Raw genomic sequence first — 18,331 nt, 5'->3', positions numbered from 1 at the left:
CAACCTCATTCTCTAGAAAAAAAACTCAAATCGCGAATGGTACGCGCTTTGAGTTTTCTTTTATTTTTTCGTGTGTGCATCATGCACTGCCGAAAGCTTCTTCTCAAGCGAGTCTAGGATTTCTTTACCCTTTTCGCGCTCAATTAAGCCTAGTCTAGCTGCAAATTCGATTTCTCGAGATAAGCCAAACATTTGTGTATCTAATACCTCTTCGTACAAAGGACATTGAGGCATTGTCAAGTTTTCCATTTGCACGCTAATTAATCGTGAAATTTTTTCTGCATCGGCAATTAAAAGTTCCATCGCCTTTTCTTCAAAAGAAGTTGGTGTTTTTGTATCCATGAGGACGCCCCCATCATCTTGAATTCTTCAGTGTATCTTAATAAATTTTAGCTTTTCATGCGTAAAATTGCAAGCGTCTACCTCTATTTACTCAAGATGTTGAGTGATTTTTATTCTCTACATTAAAAAAAATGCGGTATACTGGACAAGAAGCAATACTTAAGGAGGCATATTTGAATGGAAACAATTATTACAATTTCGGGAGATGTGAAGTTCCCATTAACATTAGACCCTACTGTATGGATTTTTGATGACCGTAAAGTGGATTTAACCACCTATTTCACAGAGCAAATTGAAGAAGAAGATGAGGACATTAAATATATGCGTGCTGTAGGTCAGCATTGGTCTCGTGAAATTATGGAAGGGGCTACTTTCCCGCCAACGCTAAAATCCGAACGTAAATTTGACCGCAAAGGTATGCAGACAGGTACTTTTGGTATTCACCTACATCACTTTATCAAAAATGCAGAAGTACATGAGACTGCCACTGAAGTTGTTTTCCAATTACAAGATGATACAACACATACGGTTACATTAGAAGATGCCAAAACCTTGCTATTAAAATTTAGTCAAGATGGTAAAATGGTAGAAGATGGTCCTGTTCATATTTTACAAGCAGATGGCTCAAATGTAGATTCGCCACTTAAAAATGTAAAAGCTATTGTGATTCAATAAGGAGGGGTTACATGCGTGTAAAATGTGTAGTTTGTGATACATTAGGCCAAATTGATGACGACTCACCTATGGCTAAAAAATTACGTAACCGTCCCATCCATACGTATATGTGTGATGAGTGTCATACAAGAATTACACATAAAACAGAGGAACGCCTTGCTACAGGTATGTTCCGCGTCTATAAAACATCACCTTTATTAGATAAAGAATTTTAATAAAAAAAGAAGTGCTGCTGATAGCACTTCTTTTTTATATGATTAACTTTCAGCATCGGACTTTTCAAACTTTAATCGCCCTTTATAAATCGCCAATATGAGTACGGCTACAATTAAACCTTCAATCATTGGTAACGCTAATGCTAAAAATGTTAATACAATACATCCTAAAAATAAACAGCCATACACAATTAAGTTTTGCCAAAGCTTTAATTTACTGCGTGCAAAACCTAACTTATAAACAATCGCACATAACAGAAATACTGCACCAAATACGATATAACCTGCTACTTCATTACTTGGTGACACCTCATAAATAAAGCGCGTAATCCCTGTTAAATCATTTAATGCTGCTTCTCTTGTTCCTGTTTCTAGCTCCCTTGCCTCAAGGAGTAATAACCAGTCCAATGATTTCACCCTTTCACAAAAGTGAATTATTGTTCAGCGTTACGTAATTTTTTAGCCATTTTTTCGCGTTCATTTTTATCAAGTACTTTTTTACGCAAACGGATTGATTCTGGTGTTACTTCTAAATATTCATCATCACTTAAATATTCTAGTGCCTCTTCTAATGTTAGAATGCGAGGTTTTTTAATAACACTTGTTTGGTCTTTCGTAGCTGAACGAACATTCGTTTTTTGTTTTGTTTTTGCAATATTTACAGTAAGGTCATTGTCACGTGTATGCTCACCAACAATCATACCTTCATAAATTTCTGTACCTGGTTCTACAAATAATGTACCTCGGTCTTCTACTTGCATCATACCATATGTTGTTGATTTGCCTGTTTCCATTGAAACTAACACACCTTGGTGACGACCACCAATGCGTCCTTGTATCATTGGTTTATAGCTATCATACGTATGGTTAATAATACCGAAGCCTTTTGTTAATGACATAAATTCAGTTGTATAACCAATTAAACCACGAGCAGGTACTAAGAAGATTAAACGTACTTGACCATTGCCACTGTTAATCATATCAAGCATTTCACCTTTACGTGTACCAATTGATTCAATAATTGAACCTACAGTATCTTCTGGTGCATCAATTTGAACACGTTCAAATGGTTCACATTTCACACCATCAATTTCACGAATAATAACTTGTGGTTTTGATACTTGTAACTCAAAGCCTTCACGACGCATATTTTCAACTAAAATCGATAAATGCAACTCTCCACGACCCGAAACAATCCAAGCATCTGGCGAATCTGTATCTTCAACACGTAAGGATACGTCCGTTTGTAATTGTGAGCGTAAACGCTCCTCTACTTTACGTGCTGTTACCCATTTTCCTTCTCGACCAGCAAATGGTGAATTATTCACAAGGAATGTCATTTGTAGTGTAGGCTCATCAATACGCAATGGTGTCAACGCTTCTTGGTGGTCATTTGGACAAATCGTTTCACCTACGTTAATGTCTTCCATACCTGAGATTGCAATTAAATCCCCTGCGGATGCTTCTTGTACTTCTTCGCGTTTTAATCCGAAGAAGCCAAAGATTTTAGTAACGCGGAACTGTTTAACAGAGCCGTCTAATTTCATTAGGGCTACTTGTTGCCCCACATGAATTTTACCGCGGAATACACGTCCAATACCAATACGACCTACATAGTCATTATAGTCAAGTAAAGCTACTTGGAATTGTAATGGCTCTTCTGAGTTATCAATTGGCGCTGGAATATGTTCAATAATCGTATCAAACAATACGTGTAAGTTTTCTTGTTGTGTACTTGGGTCTGGATCATCACTTGCTGTACCATTCACACCCGAAGCATATACTACTGGGAATTCTAATTGGTCATCGTCTGCACCTAGCTCGATAAATAACTCTAATACCTCATCTACTACTTCCACTGGTCGAGCTGCTGGCTTATCGATTTTATTGACAACAACGATAGGCGTTAATTTTTCTTCTAACGCTTTTTTTAATACAAAGCGTGTTTGAGGCATACAACCCTCATACGCATCGACAACTAGTACAACGCCGTCTACCATTTTTAAAATACGTTCTACTTCCCCACCAAAGTCTGCGTGTCCAGGCGTATCAAGGATGTTAATTCGCGTGTCATTATAACTTACTGCTGTGTTTTTTGCTAAAATCGTAATACCGCGTTCACGTTCAATATCACCTGAGTCCATCATGCGTTCCTCAGTGTGTTCATTGGCACGAAACGTACCTGATTGTTTTAATAATTGGTCAACTAATGTCGTTTTACCATGGTCAACGTGTGCTATAATTGCGATATTTCGAATATCTTGGCGTAATTTAGTCATTGTTCCACTCCATATTCTTTTTTCAGTTGTTTAACTGTGTTATTATAGCATAAGATAAATTGCTTTGTCTTTTTGAACTTTTCTTTTTTCTAAACTTCTCTTAATTAAGGAGGTAATCGGATGAATCGTGCCAAAGTTGTAATGGCCATAATGGCGCTTGCTGCGATCTTATCTATGTGTGCAATTGGCTACTCTATTGCAATAAAAAGTGCCGTTGGTATTATCGCCAGTATTTTAGCAGTTGGCTTTGTATTTATGAATGGCTTTAAACTAAAGCGTAAGTTCCGCGAACAAAATCTATTATAAGCAATAAAAATGCCAACGAGTACGTTATTTGTCTCGCTGGCATTTTTTATTCATAAGAAAATGACGAATACGTGAACTTTTATAATTGCTCAATATAATTTGCAATAATTTCTTGATACACTGTTGGATTTCCAATGATAAATGTATCTTGACTTAAAAAATCAAAAGGCTCGCCTTTTAAATTACTTGCAATAGCTCCTACTTCGCTTGCAATAATAATACCACCTGCAATATCCCAAGGCGCTAACCGCATGGATATATAAGCATCTAGCTTACCTGATACTACAAATGCAATCTCCATTGCTGCTGAACCGTAAGAACGTGTTCCGCGCACTTTACGTATTAATTGAATCATTTTTTCATGATTCACACGTTTATTGGGCGTCACCCAACTTGCATTAATACCGATGACTGCCTCTTCTAATTTCACAGGTGTTAATTTACGCAAAGGCTTGTCATTATACCAAGCTCCTTCACCTGCTATTGCATAAAATAAGTCATCACGCATCACATCGTATATGTAACCAAGTTTGCCTTTACCTTCAATAAAAATACCTACACTGATCATAAAATGACGATGTTGCTTAACAAAGTTCATCGTGCCATCAATTGGGTCAATAATCCATACAACGCCTTCTAATGACTCTACCTTCTCTCCCATACCTTCTTCACCTAAAATGCGATGAGTAACATCAAACGCCTTGATTTTTTCAATGAAAAATAGTTCTGTATCACGATCAATATTTGTGACCAAATCATTGGCATTCGATTTTGTCTCTATAATTAAATCGTAAGAAAATGCAGCGCGAATACGCTCTCCCGCTTCTTTAATAATTTCTTGTGCAAATTTATCTAATACGCCTATATCCAAATCAATTCCACCCTTCTTCACTTCTGTTACTCCCCTTACTTTTAGTATAACAAAAATCACTTGCTGAATGACCTCACAGCAAGTGATTTTTTATCCCGGTATAATTCTAAGCATACACATGTAGCACTTCAAGCTCCTTATGAATTTCTGCTAATCGCTTTTTACTTTTCTCTATATCTTTCTCGTTATGTTGCTGCATCGCATCAAATAACGTGGCTAATTCATAATCCAATTCGAGTTGAAGCATCAGAGTGTATTGTTTCTCAATGTCTGATTTACGTACCATTTTGACAACTTGTTTCATTATAAACACCTTCCTTTTTTAATAGGAGTTGTTGTAGTTCTAAAGCTGATAGCTTCTTACTTCATTTTTCCCCCGTTTTTGCGCATAATAAACCTAGAAACAGAAAAGGAAGTGGCAAAAATGAAAGATTTTTTTTGGACAAAGCAAGATTTCGAGGTTTTTGAAATTGAAGGTTTAACACCTCGTATGACCGCTTTACAACAACTTATCCAACCCAAACTTCAAGACCTTGGCGAACACTTTGCAAGTTATTTCTCTATATCTTTAGGTGAAGAATTTTTCCCTCATGTAGCTAAACATGCTAGACGTACAATTAACCCACCTAACGATACTTGGGTAGCCTTTGCACCAAATAAGCGAGGCTATAAGATGCTACCTCATTTTCAAATTGGGATGTGGGATAGCCATATTTTTATCGTTGTTGCAGTCATTTATGAAGTGCCTACAAAAATGGCGATAGCCCAACAACTTTTGCAACAAGAAGACATACTACACGCATTACCAAAAGACTTTGTTGTGTCAGGTAACCATATGGAAAAACCCGCTTTCCCTGTTGCTGAGGAGACAACTGCTTTACTACAACGTATGACGCAAATAAAAAAAGCCGAATTCCTTATTGGTCGTCACATTAGTAAAGAGACAGCTATTACATTATCTCATTCAGACTTTAAACAATTTGTTGAAGAAACATTTGAAGCATTGCTTCCAATATATCGTATTATGCAAGAGGCTCATTAATGCTTATATAAATGATATCGTCACATGTCATATAAATTTATACGTATAACAATAAAAACCCAAAACATTCACAAAATCAGTGATGTTTTGGGTTTTTATTTATTTTAACTGAAGTTTTCTATTTGGTTCACTTGCTTTCGCTAGCTTTACAACGTGATAAGGAATGTAACCACTCCCCTTTTCATATTGTTTACATAATGTTTTTTCTTCAGCTTGCGATGGTACAATCTCTTTGAAGCGTTTGTATTTAGCCATAAATAGCGCTTGTTGAATTCCCTTTTCATAAGCTTGTTCAACCGCTTCAAAAAAGGCTACTACATCAATCATTTCTTCTGTTGTCCACTCGGGTAATAACGGATAAGAGTAATCCATACTAAAACACACCTTTATTTATAATAGCTTCATTTAACCAAATTATACATATGGTTGCAAACATACGATTCGCTTAATTTTATCTTTTTCGCTACACTACATGTAATAGGAGTGTGAAATTATGAATACTTGGCACAAGCGTTTTGATACAGCACAATATATGTATGGTGAAAGCCCAAATGCTTTTATTAAAAGCCATGTGGACGCTTTACAAGACCACAAAGAGATTGCAGCCTTTGCAGAAGGTGAAGGACGCAATGCTGTATTTTTAGCACAAAAGGGGCATGTAGTTACGGCTTTTGATTACGCTGAGAGTGGCTTAACTAAAACTACACAATTAGCTAATAAAAATCAGGTTACTGTGAATACTGTATTATGTGACCTTATCAATGATGATTTACCTGTACAGCAGTTTGATGGTGCGATTATGGTTTTTGGGCACTTTCATAAGACAGATCAATTTCATGTATTAGACAAAATAATGACTAGTGTAAAACAAGGTGGCATTGTAATGATCGAAGTATATAGTGAAACACAATTACACTATAAAACTGGTGGCCCACCCGATCAAGACTGGTTATATGATGCTAAACAAGTACTAGCATGGTGTGAACATCATAAAATACTGCATTTCTTTACAGGCGAACAGATGCGTACTGAAGGAATTTTACACACTGGGCTCGCTCATACTGTGCAATTTATTATACAAAAGACTTGCTAAAAAATAACCGAGCGATCAAATTTCACATTTGATTTAGCTCGGTTATTATGCATTTTTACGAAATGCTATCATTCTCACGTATTATGTATGTAATCATTTTCAACAAACGTACTTGCATCTTCAAACTCTCTTTTGTATCCAAATCTAATTCATATAATGTATCTTGCATTTGTAGTAAGGCCGTCTGCCAATCTTCTTCTTCTTCATAAGCACATTCAATCGCAAGTAATTCGCCTAATAATGGCTTAATTTGGTGACGCACATTATTATCACTATTTTTATATAAGTTTTTTATCGCTAAGCGTAATTGGTCAAATGTAGTTTGTTCTGACATTGGTAAAACCTCCTTCTGCCATATTGTCTGCCCTTTTAATGATGCGGTTAATGCTGTCACTTCTGCAAATACATTAGCCAACCATTCTGGCTTTGTATTCACTTGCTCAAAAAAGTGAGATGGCAATTCATACATCATTTCTTTTTCATCTGTAAGTAAAGCGATCGTTTCTTCATGTAATTGAATGGTCATTGCTTTAAAAGCTGGTAAATGTGTCATGTAGTACGTAAATAATTGCTGTAGCTCTGATGGTGTTATGCGTTTTGTTTGCAAATAAGATTGGGCTAATTCTTGAAAATTATTAGCTGCCTTCACTTGTGTATTACTAGTTTGCAATAAATACAATAGTGTACTATTAACAACACTTTTCTCATCAATCATAGTCATCCTCCCCTCTTTTATAGTATACGCTATTCTACCTTTAACAGGGTACTATGAAGTAGGTAAGTCACTTCATATTTCTTTGCCAACTCATAGGTATAACGATTCAATTCACTATCATCTTCAACGGTGAGTTCTCTCAGCAACTGATGGAAGTGCGTCTTTTCACTGTCGTTTGCCTTCTTTTTAAAATAGCCCCACATATGTTCATACGTGTTACGCATATTGCCAATCGTTAGTACTTGATGTTTGGCTTCAATGATCATTTGCTCTAATTGTGTTATTGTTATTTGAGTATCCTTTAATGCTTGTCTTATGGCTAAATAATGTTTTTGACTATAATAAAGTACATGGTATTTTTCTTCTCGCCAACGACGTTCAACTTGAGCACGCATTTTATCACTCCTTATATTGTGAGGTGAATGATTTGAAACATGTGATACGGATTATCCTATTAACCGTTTTTTTAGTAGTAACAGCATCCATATGGGATGGCTTATTTTCTACTACACTTGTGAAATTATTGTTAAATGTAGATTTTATATGGCCTAATTCAACGATTGTTTTAGACTTTACGTATCATTTGTTAACGACGACTGTAATTTATGTTATTTTTATCTCTTTACCCGCCCGTTATCAAAAAATCTATATTGTGAGTTTATTTTTTATTACCCTATTTTTATATTTCATCTTATCAACGATTGCTATTCAATCTTTCCCCATTACGATATGGGCATTAAGCGGGTGGATTGTGATTCATCTTCTATTTATGATGCTATTAGCTACATATCGTAAAACGTATACTCACAAAAAATAAAGTACGACTGAGCCATCCTTTTCAGTCGTACTGTTCTTCTCACATAATAAGATAAGCAAAAATCGGACAGACAAAAGCACCAATAACTGCGCTCATTCCCATTGCTAAAGAACCTACAGATAACTCTTTTTCACCGTAGTCTTTTAATTTAGAAACCCCTACTCCATGCGAAGCACTACCAAGCGCTACGCCTCTGCTAATTGCTGTATCAATTCGACCTATCTTAATAATTAATGGCCCTAAAATTGCACCTGTAAACCCTGCTACCATGACTAGGACAGCAGCTAACGACGGAATACCACCTATAGATTCGCTTACTTGCATCGCAATTGGCGTAGTTAATGACTTAGGCAAAGCCGTTAACATCCATTGTGTACTAATACCTGCTAATTTAGTAAACACATATACGCTAATCAAACCCGACAATAAAGCAAAGACAATGCTAGATAAAATAGCAACACGATACTTTCTTATGAGCTCTCGTTGATTGTATAAAGGATAAGCTAATGCTACAACGGCTGGTCCTAGCATTTTATTAAGCCATTCGCCACCTTGCATATATGTTTCATAAGGTATGTCAAAAAATAATATAATAGTAATCGTAAGTGTAGTCGTTGTTAATATTGGTAACAAAAAAGTCGTAGGGAAGCGTTGATATAATTTTGTCATCAAGTAAAAGACGAGGCATGTACTTACAATGATGCCTATTGCAATCATAGTTCTTCCTCCTTCTTAACAAGCGACTTTTTTTCTACATACTTTGTAAAAACGCCTGTAATGTAAATCGTTAAGACCGAGCTACATAATACAGCTAAAATTAGTTTGGCCCCATTAGAAGATAATAACTCTGGATATTTTACAATCCCTACTGTTGCAGGGATAAAGAAAATCGTTAAGACACCAATAAGAAAACTGGCGCCTGCTTCAATCAATTTTACATTAATTATTTTAGTAAATAATCCAATTGATAATAATAATAAACCAATAATGCTACCTGGTAACGGTAGACCTGTAACTGTAACTATCCATGTACCTACTAAATAAAACACATATAAAATCACAATTTGAAAAATAGTTCGTATTATACGTATGAGGTCCACCTCCTTATCATAATCCCCATTTTACGCCTAATAGAACAGCATTGTCCATGCTCATTTAATTATTGACATTAAAGAAAATTCCGAAATAACGCTTATTTTTTGTAAATTAACGAGTAAATTAGCACCTACTATTACCTATCTAGCTAATTAAAGCAAAAGAAAAAGCCTCATCGTAAGAGACTTTTTCTCATTTCTTATTCTTCTGTTTGTAGACGATTTTTCTTTAATAACTTTGAAATAAACTCATACACTACAGGTACAATAACAAGTGTTAATATAGTAGAACTAATTAAACCACCGATTACTGTAATCCCTAAACCTTTGGAGATTAAACCACTACCCTCTGCTCCAATAGCTAAAGGTATTAACGCGCCAATTGTTGCAATTGCTGTCATCAGGATCGGACGCAAACGTGTCATCCCTGCCTCTAATATTGCTTCACGCATTGGTTTACCATCGTGCTCCATGTGGATGATGCGATCTACTAATACAATGGCATTCGTTACTACAATACCAATTAACATCAGTAACCCCATTAATACAGATACCGAAATGGTTTCGCCTGCAATAAATAAAGCCACCAACGTACCGATTACTGTGAATGGTAGTGAGAACAGAATAGCAAACGGCGCTAAGCCTTCACCAAATGTGACAACTAAAATAAAGTAGACGATTGCAATAGCTGCTACCATAGCAAGTGCTAACTGTGTAAATGCTTCTACCATGTCAGCCGCTACCCCGCCTGTTTCAATTTCGACACCTTTTGGTACATCAAGTTTATCTACGATTTTATTAATCTCGCTTGTTGCCTTCGTTACATCATCGCCTTGGACTGTAGCCGATACTGTAGCAAATAAACGACTACTTTGACGATCAATTTTATTCGCTGCGCTACCTTCTTGTACGGTCACAACATCTTTAACTTTAATCGTTTTACCTAATGGTGTAGGAATATCTGTCTCTAAAACGGCATCAAAATTCTTTGGTGCTTCTTTTGTTTTTTCAACAATTACGTTAACATCCTTACCATCTTTTTGTAGTGTAGTTAGCTTTTCTGTAGGCGTATTAGGATTTAATAACATAGCTACTTGAATGGTAGTCAATCCATTTTGTTCTACTTTTTCGCGGTCAATTTGTAATGTATATTCATCAAAACGATCTGATAAGCTAGTTTTTGCATCTTTAATTTCTTTTGATGCTACCATCTTATCTTGTAATTCTTTTGTTACTTTTTCTAAATCTTCAATCGTTTCACCGTAAACAGTATAGCTTACTTCATTTGTTGAGCCTGTCATGCCAAAATCTTGGCTCTTCCATGTGCCCGATTGTTTTAAACTTGTTACTTCTTTTGTTAACTTTTCTTTTTTATTTGTAAAATCTTTTGTATCTGCATCAAAGATAATGAACATTAATGAGCCATCTGCTCCGCCACCCATCATGGCATTGTCATTACCTCCAATAGACATTTGAACGGTTTTGACATCTTTATTAGCCATCATTTTTTCTTCTACAACCGCTACATTTTTCAACGTATCCTCACGTAATTCTCCTGCTTCAGGTGTATACGTTAAATACATTACTTTTTGGTCATCTTCTGGCAAAAAGCTAAATCCAATTTTCGGTATTAGGAATAAACTTGCTACTAGGACTGCAATTGATGCCATCGTTGTTATCAATTTATGATTTAATGTCCAGTTCAATATGTTACGGTAACCGTGAGCTAGTTTACCGTGTTCTTTATGTTTTGCAGGCTTTTTAGCTGTACCTAACATTTGTTTTTTGAATAAAGTATGCGATAGTGCAGGTACAATCGTAATCGCTACAAGTAAAGAAGCCCCTAATGCGAAGGTCATTGTTAAGGCAAACGGCATAAATAACTCACCAACCATGCCACCCACAAATACTAATGGTGCAAATACAGCTACTGTTACTAATGTAGACGACATAATAGGTCTAAACATTTCAATTGTTGCTGCTCGAATTAAAGCACGGCCTTTTAATGGCTCGTTCTTTAAATGAATTCGGCGATAAATATTCTCCACAACAACAATGGAGTCATCAATCACTCGACCAATTGCTACTGTCATTGCACCTAAAGTCATCATATTTAATGTAATGTCCATTTGATTTAAAATCACAAAAGCAATTAAAATTGATAACGGAATCGATATAATAGAAATAATAGTTGAGCGCCAATCGCGCAAGAATAGTAAAATAATTAATACAGCAAAAGCTGCACCAAATAAAGCTTTACTAAACATCGTTTCAATTGACTTTTCAATGGGCTCACCTTGGTCAAGTGTAATATCTAATGTTAAATCGCTATGCTTCTTCTCAATATCTTTTGCAACAGCTTTAACATCGTTTACTACATCAACTGTATTTGCTTCTTGCCCTTTTACAATTTGAATGGCAATGGCGTTTTTACCATTTGTACGTGATACGGACTCAACCTTGCCGATTTCTTTAATGTCTGCTAAGTCACCTAATTTTACAAATGGTAAGGGGTTATCTGCATTAGGTGTAACAGGGATTTGCAACTCTTTTAATTGTTCAACAGACGTTAATTTACCGTCAACTACTACGGATTGTTCTTTATCCTCAAATGGGAACAAACCTAAAGGTGCACGCACATCCATAGCTTGGATCATTTGCTTAACTGTATCTTCTGTTACTTGTAATGAGGCCATTTTGTCTTCATGATATTTTAAAGTAATCTCATTAATATGCTGTCCTGAGATTGACGCAGAAGAAACACCATCTATTTTGTCAAACTGAGGTTTAACAATACTTTCTACGGTATTTGTTAATTGTGCAATGTCCTCTTGATCACTTGAAACACTTAAAGCGACAATAGGGAAAGCATTCATCGTAATACGTGCTACCGTAGGCTTTTCTACTGTCTCTGGCATAGTTAAACCTTCGACAATCGATTTGACTTCTCGTTCAGCATCTTCCATATCTGTGCCATAGCGATACTCAACTTGTACACTAGACATATTAGCGTAGGAGCTAGAGTGTACATTTTTTACGCCTTTTAAGCTAGATATAGACTTTTCAATCGGCTCTGAAACATCATCCATCACCTGTTCAGGCGTTGCCCCTGGATAGACTGTCATTACAGTAACCACTGGAACTGTAATATCTGGAATTGTCTCTAGCTTCATGCGGGTACCTGCATATAAACCTGCACCAGCGATAATAAAAGTCAATAACCAAACGGCTAACTTATTTTTCAATACAAACTTTATTATTCCATTCAAGAGTGCACCAACTTTCTATTTTTGACTACTTAGTCATAATTAATTATAATAATGACCAATTAGTCATATGTCAATTCATATGGGAGGGAACAAGACGATATGTCCAAAAAAACATTAATTATTGAACAAGCTGGTATTCTTTTTTCACAACAATCCATTCAAGGGACATCTATTGAAGATATTACAAAAGCATGTGGGATTTCTAAAGGTGCTTTTTATTTACATTTTAAGTCTAAGGATGATTTACTCACACATTTATTTGACTACTACTTCAAAGAAATTGTAAATCGCTTTAGTGATTTAGAAGTGAGTAACTTACCACCTCGCCAAAAGTTACAACATTACTTTGCTCTCTCCTTCACTATTTTAGAAGAAAAAATGCCCTTTATCTCAATGTATACACAGCAACAATGGTCACTTAACACTTCAATCATTGAGCAATTCGATTATTATAATAAATTGGTTGAACAAACAACAACCACTATATTATTACAAGTTTATGGTGATATCATCCTACCTTTTTTAACAGATTTGCTTGTGACATTAAAAGGTTTAGTAAATGGTTATGTCCATCATATATTATGTCATAGACAACCTTATGACTTCGCACGTTTAGCACATGTATTGAGTGCTCGCTTAGACTTAATTGTGCTGCATACTACAGAATGGTACATTGATGAACAGCAAAAAGAATTAACAATTAATACTATTATTACACCTGATCTTATTTCCAAGGAAATAAAGCAAGTATTAACACATGAGCAATTTGACAATTTTTATAATGAGAGTTTACAATTATTATTGCAACAATGTGAACAATCTAAACCTAATGAAGTCATTGTGAAAGGCATGTTAGCCAATATCCAACATAACGAGAAATTAAACTGGATTGCTTTTCTTGTCCGCAATGGTACTTGGCATAATTAAGCTGTCTCCCTTACCCTACTTTTATTTTATAAGATAACGTAAGGGGAGGTACAAGCAAAAAGAAGTTGCGCAAAATTGCGCAACTTCTTTTATTAGTTTTATAAAACGGCACTAGAGCCACCATCCACATTAATCGCTGTTCCTGTAACATAACTTGCGGCCTCTGATGCTAAAAAGGTAATAACATTAGATGCTTCAATTGTATCCCCAATTCTAGACAATGGGATTTGTTCACCAACATTTACAGAATACTCTTCCCAAGTTACATCAGGTGCTTCTGCCTTCCAGCGCTTTTCAATTTGATCACTCCGAATTAAACCGATACAAACGGCATTCACTCGAATATTATCTTTACCTAAATCCTTACTCATCGCTTTTGTTAAAGCAAGCCCCGCTGCACGGCTAACTGTTGTAGGTAGCGAACTTGCTGGTGGCGTTTTAGCTAACACAGCAATGATATTCACGATTGACCCGCCGCCATTTTGACGCATGTATGGTGTCGCATACTTTGCACAATTTACAGCCCCAAATAGCTTTAAATCCAAATCCGATTGCCATAGCTCAGATGAAACTAACTCAAACTGATGAGCAGAAGAAGTACCTGCATTATTTACTAAAATATCAATCTGGCCAAATGTAGCCATTGTTTTTTCAATAATCATCTTACATTCTTTTTCTTTTGAGACATCAGCAGGCACAATTAATGGTGATTGTCCTGTCTCATCTTTAATACTATTAGCGGCGACTTTTAGTTGCTTTTCACCCCTAGCAACTAAAACGACTTGAGCACCTTCTTGAGCGAGTTGTAACGCTGTCTGATAGCCTATACCTTTACTAGAACCTGTAATAATTGCTACTTTGTTTTGTAAACCTAATTCCATCAACAACACTCCCCTTATACTTGCTACTTTCATTATAAAGCAAAACAACGCAATTTTCTGTATAATCGCTTTTTTATAAAAAAACGCATAGCTTATCGCTATGCGCTCATTCATTATTTTATTTTTTTGTTAAAATATGAATTGGATTACCTAGTAATACTTCTGCTGTTTCCATTGTGATTTCACCTAATGTTGGGTGTGCATGAATAGTTAAAGCGATATCTTCTGCTGTCATGCCGCCCTCAATAGCCAAGCCCATTTCAGCAATCATATCAGATGCGCCAACACCAACAATTTGAGCACCAATAAGTAAACCGTCTTCTTTACGTGCGACTAATTTAACAAAACCATCACTTGCATTTAATGCCAATGCACGTCCATTAGCTGCAAATGGGAATTTCGCTGCTGTGTACTCAATGCCTTCTGCTTTTGCTTGCTCTTCGTTATAACCTACAGTTGCCATTTCTGGGTCTGTGAAACATACGGCTGGGATTGCTAAATAATCCACAACTGATTTTTCACCAGCAATAGCTTCTGCTGCTATTTTACCTTCATAAGAAGCTTTATGAGCAAGTTGAGGGCCTTCAACGATATCACCAATCGCATAAATGTTCGGAATGTTTGTGCGACATTGTTGATCAACAGCAATTAAGCCACGCTCTGCAAATGTAATGCCTACTTCTTCAAGACCCATCTCGTCTGTATTAGGACGACGCCCAACTGTAACTAATACGTAGTCTGCTTCGATTGTTTTTTCTTCTCCGCCCGCTTCGTATGTTACGTTAACGCCGTCTTTTGTTTCTTCTACACCTTTAGCAGAAGCATTAACAACGATTTCTACGCCTTTTTTCTTCAAGCCTTTTTTCACAATTTGTGTCATTTGCTTTTCGAAACCAGCTAAAATATCTTTGCCACCTTCAATAATTGTTACTTCTGAGCCCATATTAGCATAAGCAGAGCCTAACTCTGTGCCAATATAACCGCCACCGATCACTACTAATTTACCTGGTAATTCTTTTAAATTGATAGCACCAGTCGAATTAATAACACGGTCTGTATATTTAAATGTTGGGATTTCAACTGGGCGTGAACCTGTAGCTAAAATCGCATTTTTAAATGTATAGGTTTGTGCATTTTCACCATCGATAATACGTACAGTGTTAGCATCTACAAAATAAGCTTCACCTTTTACGATTTCGATTTTATTACCTTTTAATAAACCTTCAACGCCACCTGTTAATTTTTTAACAACGCTCTCTTTAAAAGCTTGTGCTTTTGAGAAGTCTAATGTTACTTCAGGAGCAACAACACCCATGTCTGCTGAATTTTTCGCTTCAACAAAACGGTGCCCAACTGAAATTAATGCTTTTGATGGGATACATCCGACGTTTAAACATACGCCACCTACTGTATCGCGTTCAACGATTGTTACTTTTTGTCCAGTTTGTGCTGCACGAATAGCTGCTACATAACCTCCGGGACCTGATCCAACAACTAGAGTTTCTGTTTCAATAGGGAAATCTCCTACTACCATGATTTATTACGCCTCCATTAATAATAATTCTGGCTCACTTAACAAACGCTTAATGTGATTTAAAGCGTGTTGTGCAGTGGCACCATCAATCATACGATGGTCAAAGCTCAATGATAATGCTAACACAGGTGCAGCTACAATTTCACCATTTTTTATTACAGGTTTCTCAGAAATTCGACCAATGCCTAAAATCGCTACTTCAGGATGGTTAATTACTGGTGTAAACCATTGTCCACCAGCAGAGCCAATGTTAGTAATTGAGCATGATGCACCTTTCATTTCATCAACTGCTAGTTTACCTTCTCTAGCTTTCACTGCTAACTCATTAATTTCATTGGAGATGGCAAAGACAGATTTGCGATCTGCATGTTTGATAACTGGTACTAATAAGCCTTTATCTGTATCTGCTGCAATCCCAATATTGAAGTAATGCTTTTGAATCACTTCACTTGTAGCATCGTCATATGAGCGATTTAGTTCAGGGAATTTACGCAATGTACTTACTAGCGCTTTTACTACATAAGGCAAGTATGTGAGTTTCACACCTTGTTCTGCTGCGATTTCTTTGAACTTCTTACGATGCGCAACAAGTGCTGTTACATCTACTTCATCCATTAGTGTAACATGAGGCGCTGTTTGTTTCGAATGAACCATTGCTTTAGCAATCGCTTTGCGAATCGGTGTGATTTTTTCACGCGTTTCTGGGAAGTCAACACCTGCTGGTACGATTGGTTTTGCGGGTTGCTGTGCGGTCGGTTGTTCTTGTACTTCTTCTGTTTCTGATGACGGCGTATCTCCTGTTAAAAAGGCTTCAATATCAGCTTTTACGATACGACCATTTTTACCTGTCCCTACAACCTCTTGAATATTCACGTCATTGTCACGTGCAAACTTACGCACAGATGGCATGGCAATGACACGTTTCGTTACTGCTTGTTCTTCTTGTTTTGGTGTTTCTTTTGGTTGCTCTGTTTTAGCAGCTTCATTTTGCTCGTGATGATCGTCACCTTTTAATTTTAAGTCTTCGTATCCCGGTGCATCAAAACGAATTAACACATCACCAACAACAGCCACTGTACCTTCTGCTACTAATACTTCTTCTACTTTACCTTCAACAGGTGATGGGATTTCCACCACTGCTTTATCGTTTTGCACTTCACAAAGTACATCATCTTCTTTTACTTCGTCACCTGCTTTAACGAACCATTTTACGATTTCGCCTTCATGGATACCCTCACCGATATCTGGTAGTCGGAATTCAAAAGCCATGTTTTCTCCACCCTTTCTCGTTATTAAAACTCTAATACTTTTTTCGCTGTTTCGATTACATCTTTAAAGTTTGGTAACCATACACCCTCAGCTTGTGGGAATGGATAAACAGTGTCTGGTGCCGCAACGCGTAGTACAGGTGCCTCTAAGTGTAAAATAGCACGTTCTGTAATTTCTGCTACAACATTTGCTGCAATACCTGCTTGCTTTTGTGCTTCTTGCACAACGATAGCACGTCCTGTTTTTTGTACAGAAGCAATAATCGTTTCAACATCTAATGGTTGAATAGTACGTAAGTCAATTACTTCTACTGAATGACCGTCTTTTTCCAATTCTTCTGCCGCTTTTAAACTCTCATGTACCATTAAACCATAAGCTACAATAGTTAAATCTGCGCCTTCACGTTTCACATCCGCTTTACCTAAAGGAATCGTATATGCCTCTTCTGGCACTTCTTCACGGAATGAACGATATAATTTTAAATGTTCTAAGAAAATAACAGGATTGTCATCACGAATTGATGAAATTAACAACCCTTTTGCATCATAGGGTGTAGAAGGTATAACGACTGTTAGCCCTGGTTGCGAAGCCATTAATCCCTCTAAACTGTCTGAGTGCATTTCTGGTGTATGTACACCCCCACCAAATGGTGAACGAATCGTTACTGGCGCGTGGTAAACACCACCACTACGGTAACTCATACGTGCTAATTGCCCACTAATAGAATCCATAACTTCATATACGAAACCAAAGAACTGAATCTCTGGTACTGGTCGATACCCTGTAAGAGATAAGCCAATCGCTAAGCCACCAATACCTGACTCTGCTAAAGGTGTATCAAATACACGGTCTACGCCAAACTCTTTTTGTAGGCCATCTGTTGCACGGAACACCCCTCCGTTTACGCCAACGTCTTCACCAAAAACAAGTACGTTTTCATCATTTTTTAATTCTGTACGTAGCGCATCAGTAATCGCTTGAATCATCGTCATTTGTGCCATA

At 36.6% G+C, this 18,331-nt stretch carries 22 protein-coding genes; 7 read left to right on the top strand and 15 right to left on the bottom strand.

Features of this window, described 5'->3' with window-relative positions:
- Nucleotides 1–60: 60 nt before the first annotated feature.
- Entirely contained in the window at nt 61–342 is a 282-nt protein-coding gene (locus IEW44_RS06925) for an Fpa/YlaN family protein (RefSeq protein WP_188614318.1), read from the bottom strand.
- 177 nt (nt 343–519) lie between these two features.
- Here IEW44_RS06925 and IEW44_RS06920 point away from each other — a divergent pair, with 177 nt between their 5' ends.
- Both IEW44_RS06920 and IEW44_RS06915 read left to right on the top strand, forming a co-directional pair.
- Nucleotides 520–1,017 (top strand): peptidyl-prolyl cis-trans isomerase, encoded by a 498-nt coding sequence (locus IEW44_RS06920; protein ID WP_188614317.1) that lies wholly within the window; start codon nt 520–522, stop codon nt 1,015–1,017.
- An 11-nt stretch (nt 1,018–1,028) separates the two neighbouring features.
- Entirely contained in the window at nt 1,029–1,232 is a 204-nt protein-coding gene (locus IEW44_RS06915) for a YlaI family protein (RefSeq protein WP_188614316.1), read from the top strand.
- Between the two features lie 42 nt (nt 1,233–1,274).
- Here IEW44_RS06915 and IEW44_RS06910 read toward each other — a convergent pair whose 3' ends face one another.
- Nucleotides 1,275–1,640, bottom strand: a complete 366-nt coding sequence (locus IEW44_RS06910; protein ID WP_188614315.1) for a YlaH-like family protein — start codon at nt 1,638–1,640, stop codon at nt 1,275–1,277.
- Nucleotides 1,641–1,666: 26 nt separating this feature from the next.
- Nucleotides 1,667–3,511, bottom strand: coding sequence for a translational GTPase TypA (gene typA, locus IEW44_RS06905; RefSeq protein ID WP_188614314.1), 1,845 nt, complete (start codon nt 3,509–3,511; stop codon nt 1,667–1,669).
- A 120-nt stretch (nt 3,512–3,631) separates the two neighbouring features.
- Here typA and IEW44_RS06900 point away from each other — a divergent pair, with 120 nt between their 5' ends.
- On the top strand, nt 3,632–3,817 hold the full coding sequence (locus tag IEW44_RS06900; RefSeq protein ID WP_188614313.1) for a DUF5325 family protein: 186 nt from the start codon (nt 3,632–3,634) through the stop codon (nt 3,815–3,817).
- A 79-nt stretch (nt 3,818–3,896) separates the two neighbouring features.
- On the opposite strand, the gene IEW44_RS06895 is transcribed toward IEW44_RS06900, so the two are convergent.
- A complete protein-coding gene (locus IEW44_RS06895; RefSeq protein WP_188614555.1) occupies nt 3,897–4,688 on the bottom strand; it encodes an inositol monophosphatase family protein in 792 nt (263 codons plus the stop codon).
- 106 nt (nt 4,689–4,794) lie between these two features.
- Nucleotides 4,795–4,992 carry a YkzI domain-containing protein gene (locus tag IEW44_RS06890; RefSeq protein WP_188614312.1) on the bottom strand — a complete coding sequence of 66 codons (198 nt, stop codon included), beginning with the start codon at nt 4,990–4,992 and terminating at the stop codon, nt 4,795–4,797.
- 120 nt (nt 4,993–5,112) lie between these two features.
- On the opposite strand from IEW44_RS06890, the gene IEW44_RS06885 reads away from it, so the two are divergent.
- Nucleotides 5,113–5,730 (top strand): YktB family protein, encoded by a 618-nt coding sequence (locus IEW44_RS06885; protein WP_188614311.1) that lies wholly within the window; start codon nt 5,113–5,115, stop codon nt 5,728–5,730.
- Nucleotides 5,731–5,829: 99 nt separating this feature from the next.
- Here IEW44_RS06885 and IEW44_RS06880 read toward each other — a convergent pair whose 3' ends face one another.
- Nucleotides 5,830–6,102, bottom strand: coding sequence for a UPF0223 family protein (locus IEW44_RS06880; protein WP_188614310.1), 273 nt, complete (start codon nt 6,100–6,102; stop codon nt 5,830–5,832).
- 118 nt (nt 6,103–6,220) lie between these two features.
- Here IEW44_RS06880 and IEW44_RS06875 point away from each other — a divergent pair, with 118 nt between their 5' ends.
- Entirely contained in the window at nt 6,221–6,823 is a 603-nt protein-coding gene (locus tag IEW44_RS06875) for a class I SAM-dependent methyltransferase (protein ID WP_188614554.1), read from the top strand.
- A 55-nt stretch (nt 6,824–6,878) separates the two neighbouring features.
- Here IEW44_RS06875 and IEW44_RS06870 read toward each other — a convergent pair whose 3' ends face one another.
- Together IEW44_RS06870 and IEW44_RS06865 are read right to left on the bottom strand one after the other, a co-directional pair.
- On the bottom strand, nt 6,879–7,538 hold the full coding sequence (locus IEW44_RS06870) for a hypothetical protein (RefSeq protein WP_188614309.1): 660 nt from the start codon (nt 7,536–7,538) through the stop codon (nt 6,879–6,881).
- A 29-nt stretch (nt 7,539–7,567) separates the two neighbouring features.
- A complete protein-coding gene (locus IEW44_RS06865) occupies nt 7,568–7,933 on the bottom strand; it encodes a DUF1722 domain-containing protein (RefSeq protein ID WP_188614308.1) in 366 nt (121 codons plus the stop codon).
- A 32-nt stretch (nt 7,934–7,965) separates the two neighbouring features.
- Between IEW44_RS06865 and IEW44_RS06860 the strand changes: the two genes are divergently transcribed.
- Entirely contained in the window at nt 7,966–8,355 is a 390-nt protein-coding gene (locus IEW44_RS06860; RefSeq protein ID WP_188614307.1) for a hypothetical protein, read from the top strand.
- 39 nt (nt 8,356–8,394) lie between these two features.
- Here the strand turns inward: IEW44_RS06860 and IEW44_RS06855 are convergent, their stop codons facing one another.
- The 3 genes from IEW44_RS06855 to IEW44_RS06845 all read right to left on the bottom strand — a co-directional run bounded on the left by IEW44_RS06855 (nt 8,395) and on the right by IEW44_RS06845 (nt 12,718).
- Nucleotides 8,395–9,072, bottom strand: a complete 678-nt coding sequence (locus IEW44_RS06855) for an LrgB family protein (protein ID WP_188614306.1) — start codon at nt 9,070–9,072, stop codon at nt 8,395–8,397.
- The gene (locus IEW44_RS06850; RefSeq protein WP_268236355.1) at nt 9,069–9,455 is read right to left on the bottom strand and encodes a CidA/LrgA family protein; all 387 of its coding nucleotides are present in this window, start codon (nt 9,453–9,455) and stop codon (nt 9,069–9,071) included. The genes IEW44_RS06855 and IEW44_RS06850 overlap by 4 nt, the downstream gene beginning before the upstream one ends.
- 194 nt (nt 9,456–9,649) lie before the next feature.
- On the bottom strand, nt 9,650–12,718 hold the full coding sequence (locus IEW44_RS06845; RefSeq protein ID WP_188614305.1) for an efflux RND transporter permease subunit: 3,069 nt from the start codon (nt 12,716–12,718) through the stop codon (nt 9,650–9,652).
- Nucleotides 12,719–12,817: 99 nt separating this feature from the next.
- Here IEW44_RS06845 and IEW44_RS16000 point away from each other — a divergent pair, with 99 nt between their 5' ends.
- The gene (locus IEW44_RS16000; protein ID WP_188614304.1) at nt 12,818–13,645 is read left to right on the top strand and encodes a TetR/AcrR family transcriptional regulator; all 828 of its coding nucleotides are present in this window, start codon (nt 12,818–12,820) and stop codon (nt 13,643–13,645) included.
- A gap of 98 nt (nt 13,646–13,743) precedes the next feature.
- Here the strand turns inward: IEW44_RS16000 and IEW44_RS06835 are convergent, their stop codons facing one another.
- From IEW44_RS06835 to IEW44_RS06820, 4 genes are all read right to left on the bottom strand, one after another.
- Nucleotides 13,744–14,526: an SDR family NAD(P)-dependent oxidoreductase gene (locus IEW44_RS06835; RefSeq protein ID WP_188614303.1), complete on the bottom strand. Its 783-nt coding sequence runs from the start codon at nt 14,524–14,526 to the stop codon at nt 13,744–13,746.
- A 118-nt stretch (nt 14,527–14,644) separates the two neighbouring features.
- Complete coding sequence (lpdA, locus tag IEW44_RS06830; protein WP_188614302.1) at nt 14,645–16,060, bottom strand: dihydrolipoyl dehydrogenase; 1,416 nt, start codon at nt 16,058–16,060, stop codon at nt 14,645–14,647.
- 6 nt (nt 16,061–16,066) lie between these two features.
- Nucleotides 16,067–17,329, bottom strand: a complete 1,263-nt coding sequence (locus IEW44_RS06825; RefSeq protein WP_188614301.1) for a dihydrolipoamide acetyltransferase family protein — start codon at nt 17,327–17,329, stop codon at nt 16,067–16,069.
- A 23-nt stretch (nt 17,330–17,352) separates the two neighbouring features.
- A complete protein-coding gene (locus IEW44_RS06820; protein WP_188614300.1) occupies nt 17,353–18,330 on the bottom strand; it encodes an alpha-ketoacid dehydrogenase subunit beta in 978 nt (325 codons plus the stop codon).
- Between the last annotated feature and the right edge of the window lies 1 nt (nt 18,331).

Source organism: Lysinibacillus alkalisoli (genome assembly GCF_014643595.1).
Taxonomy (GTDB): Bacteria; Bacillota; Bacilli; order Bacillales_A; family Planococcaceae; genus Metalysinibacillus; species Metalysinibacillus alkalisoli.
This window is presented reverse-complemented; position numbering and strand designations above follow the sequence as displayed.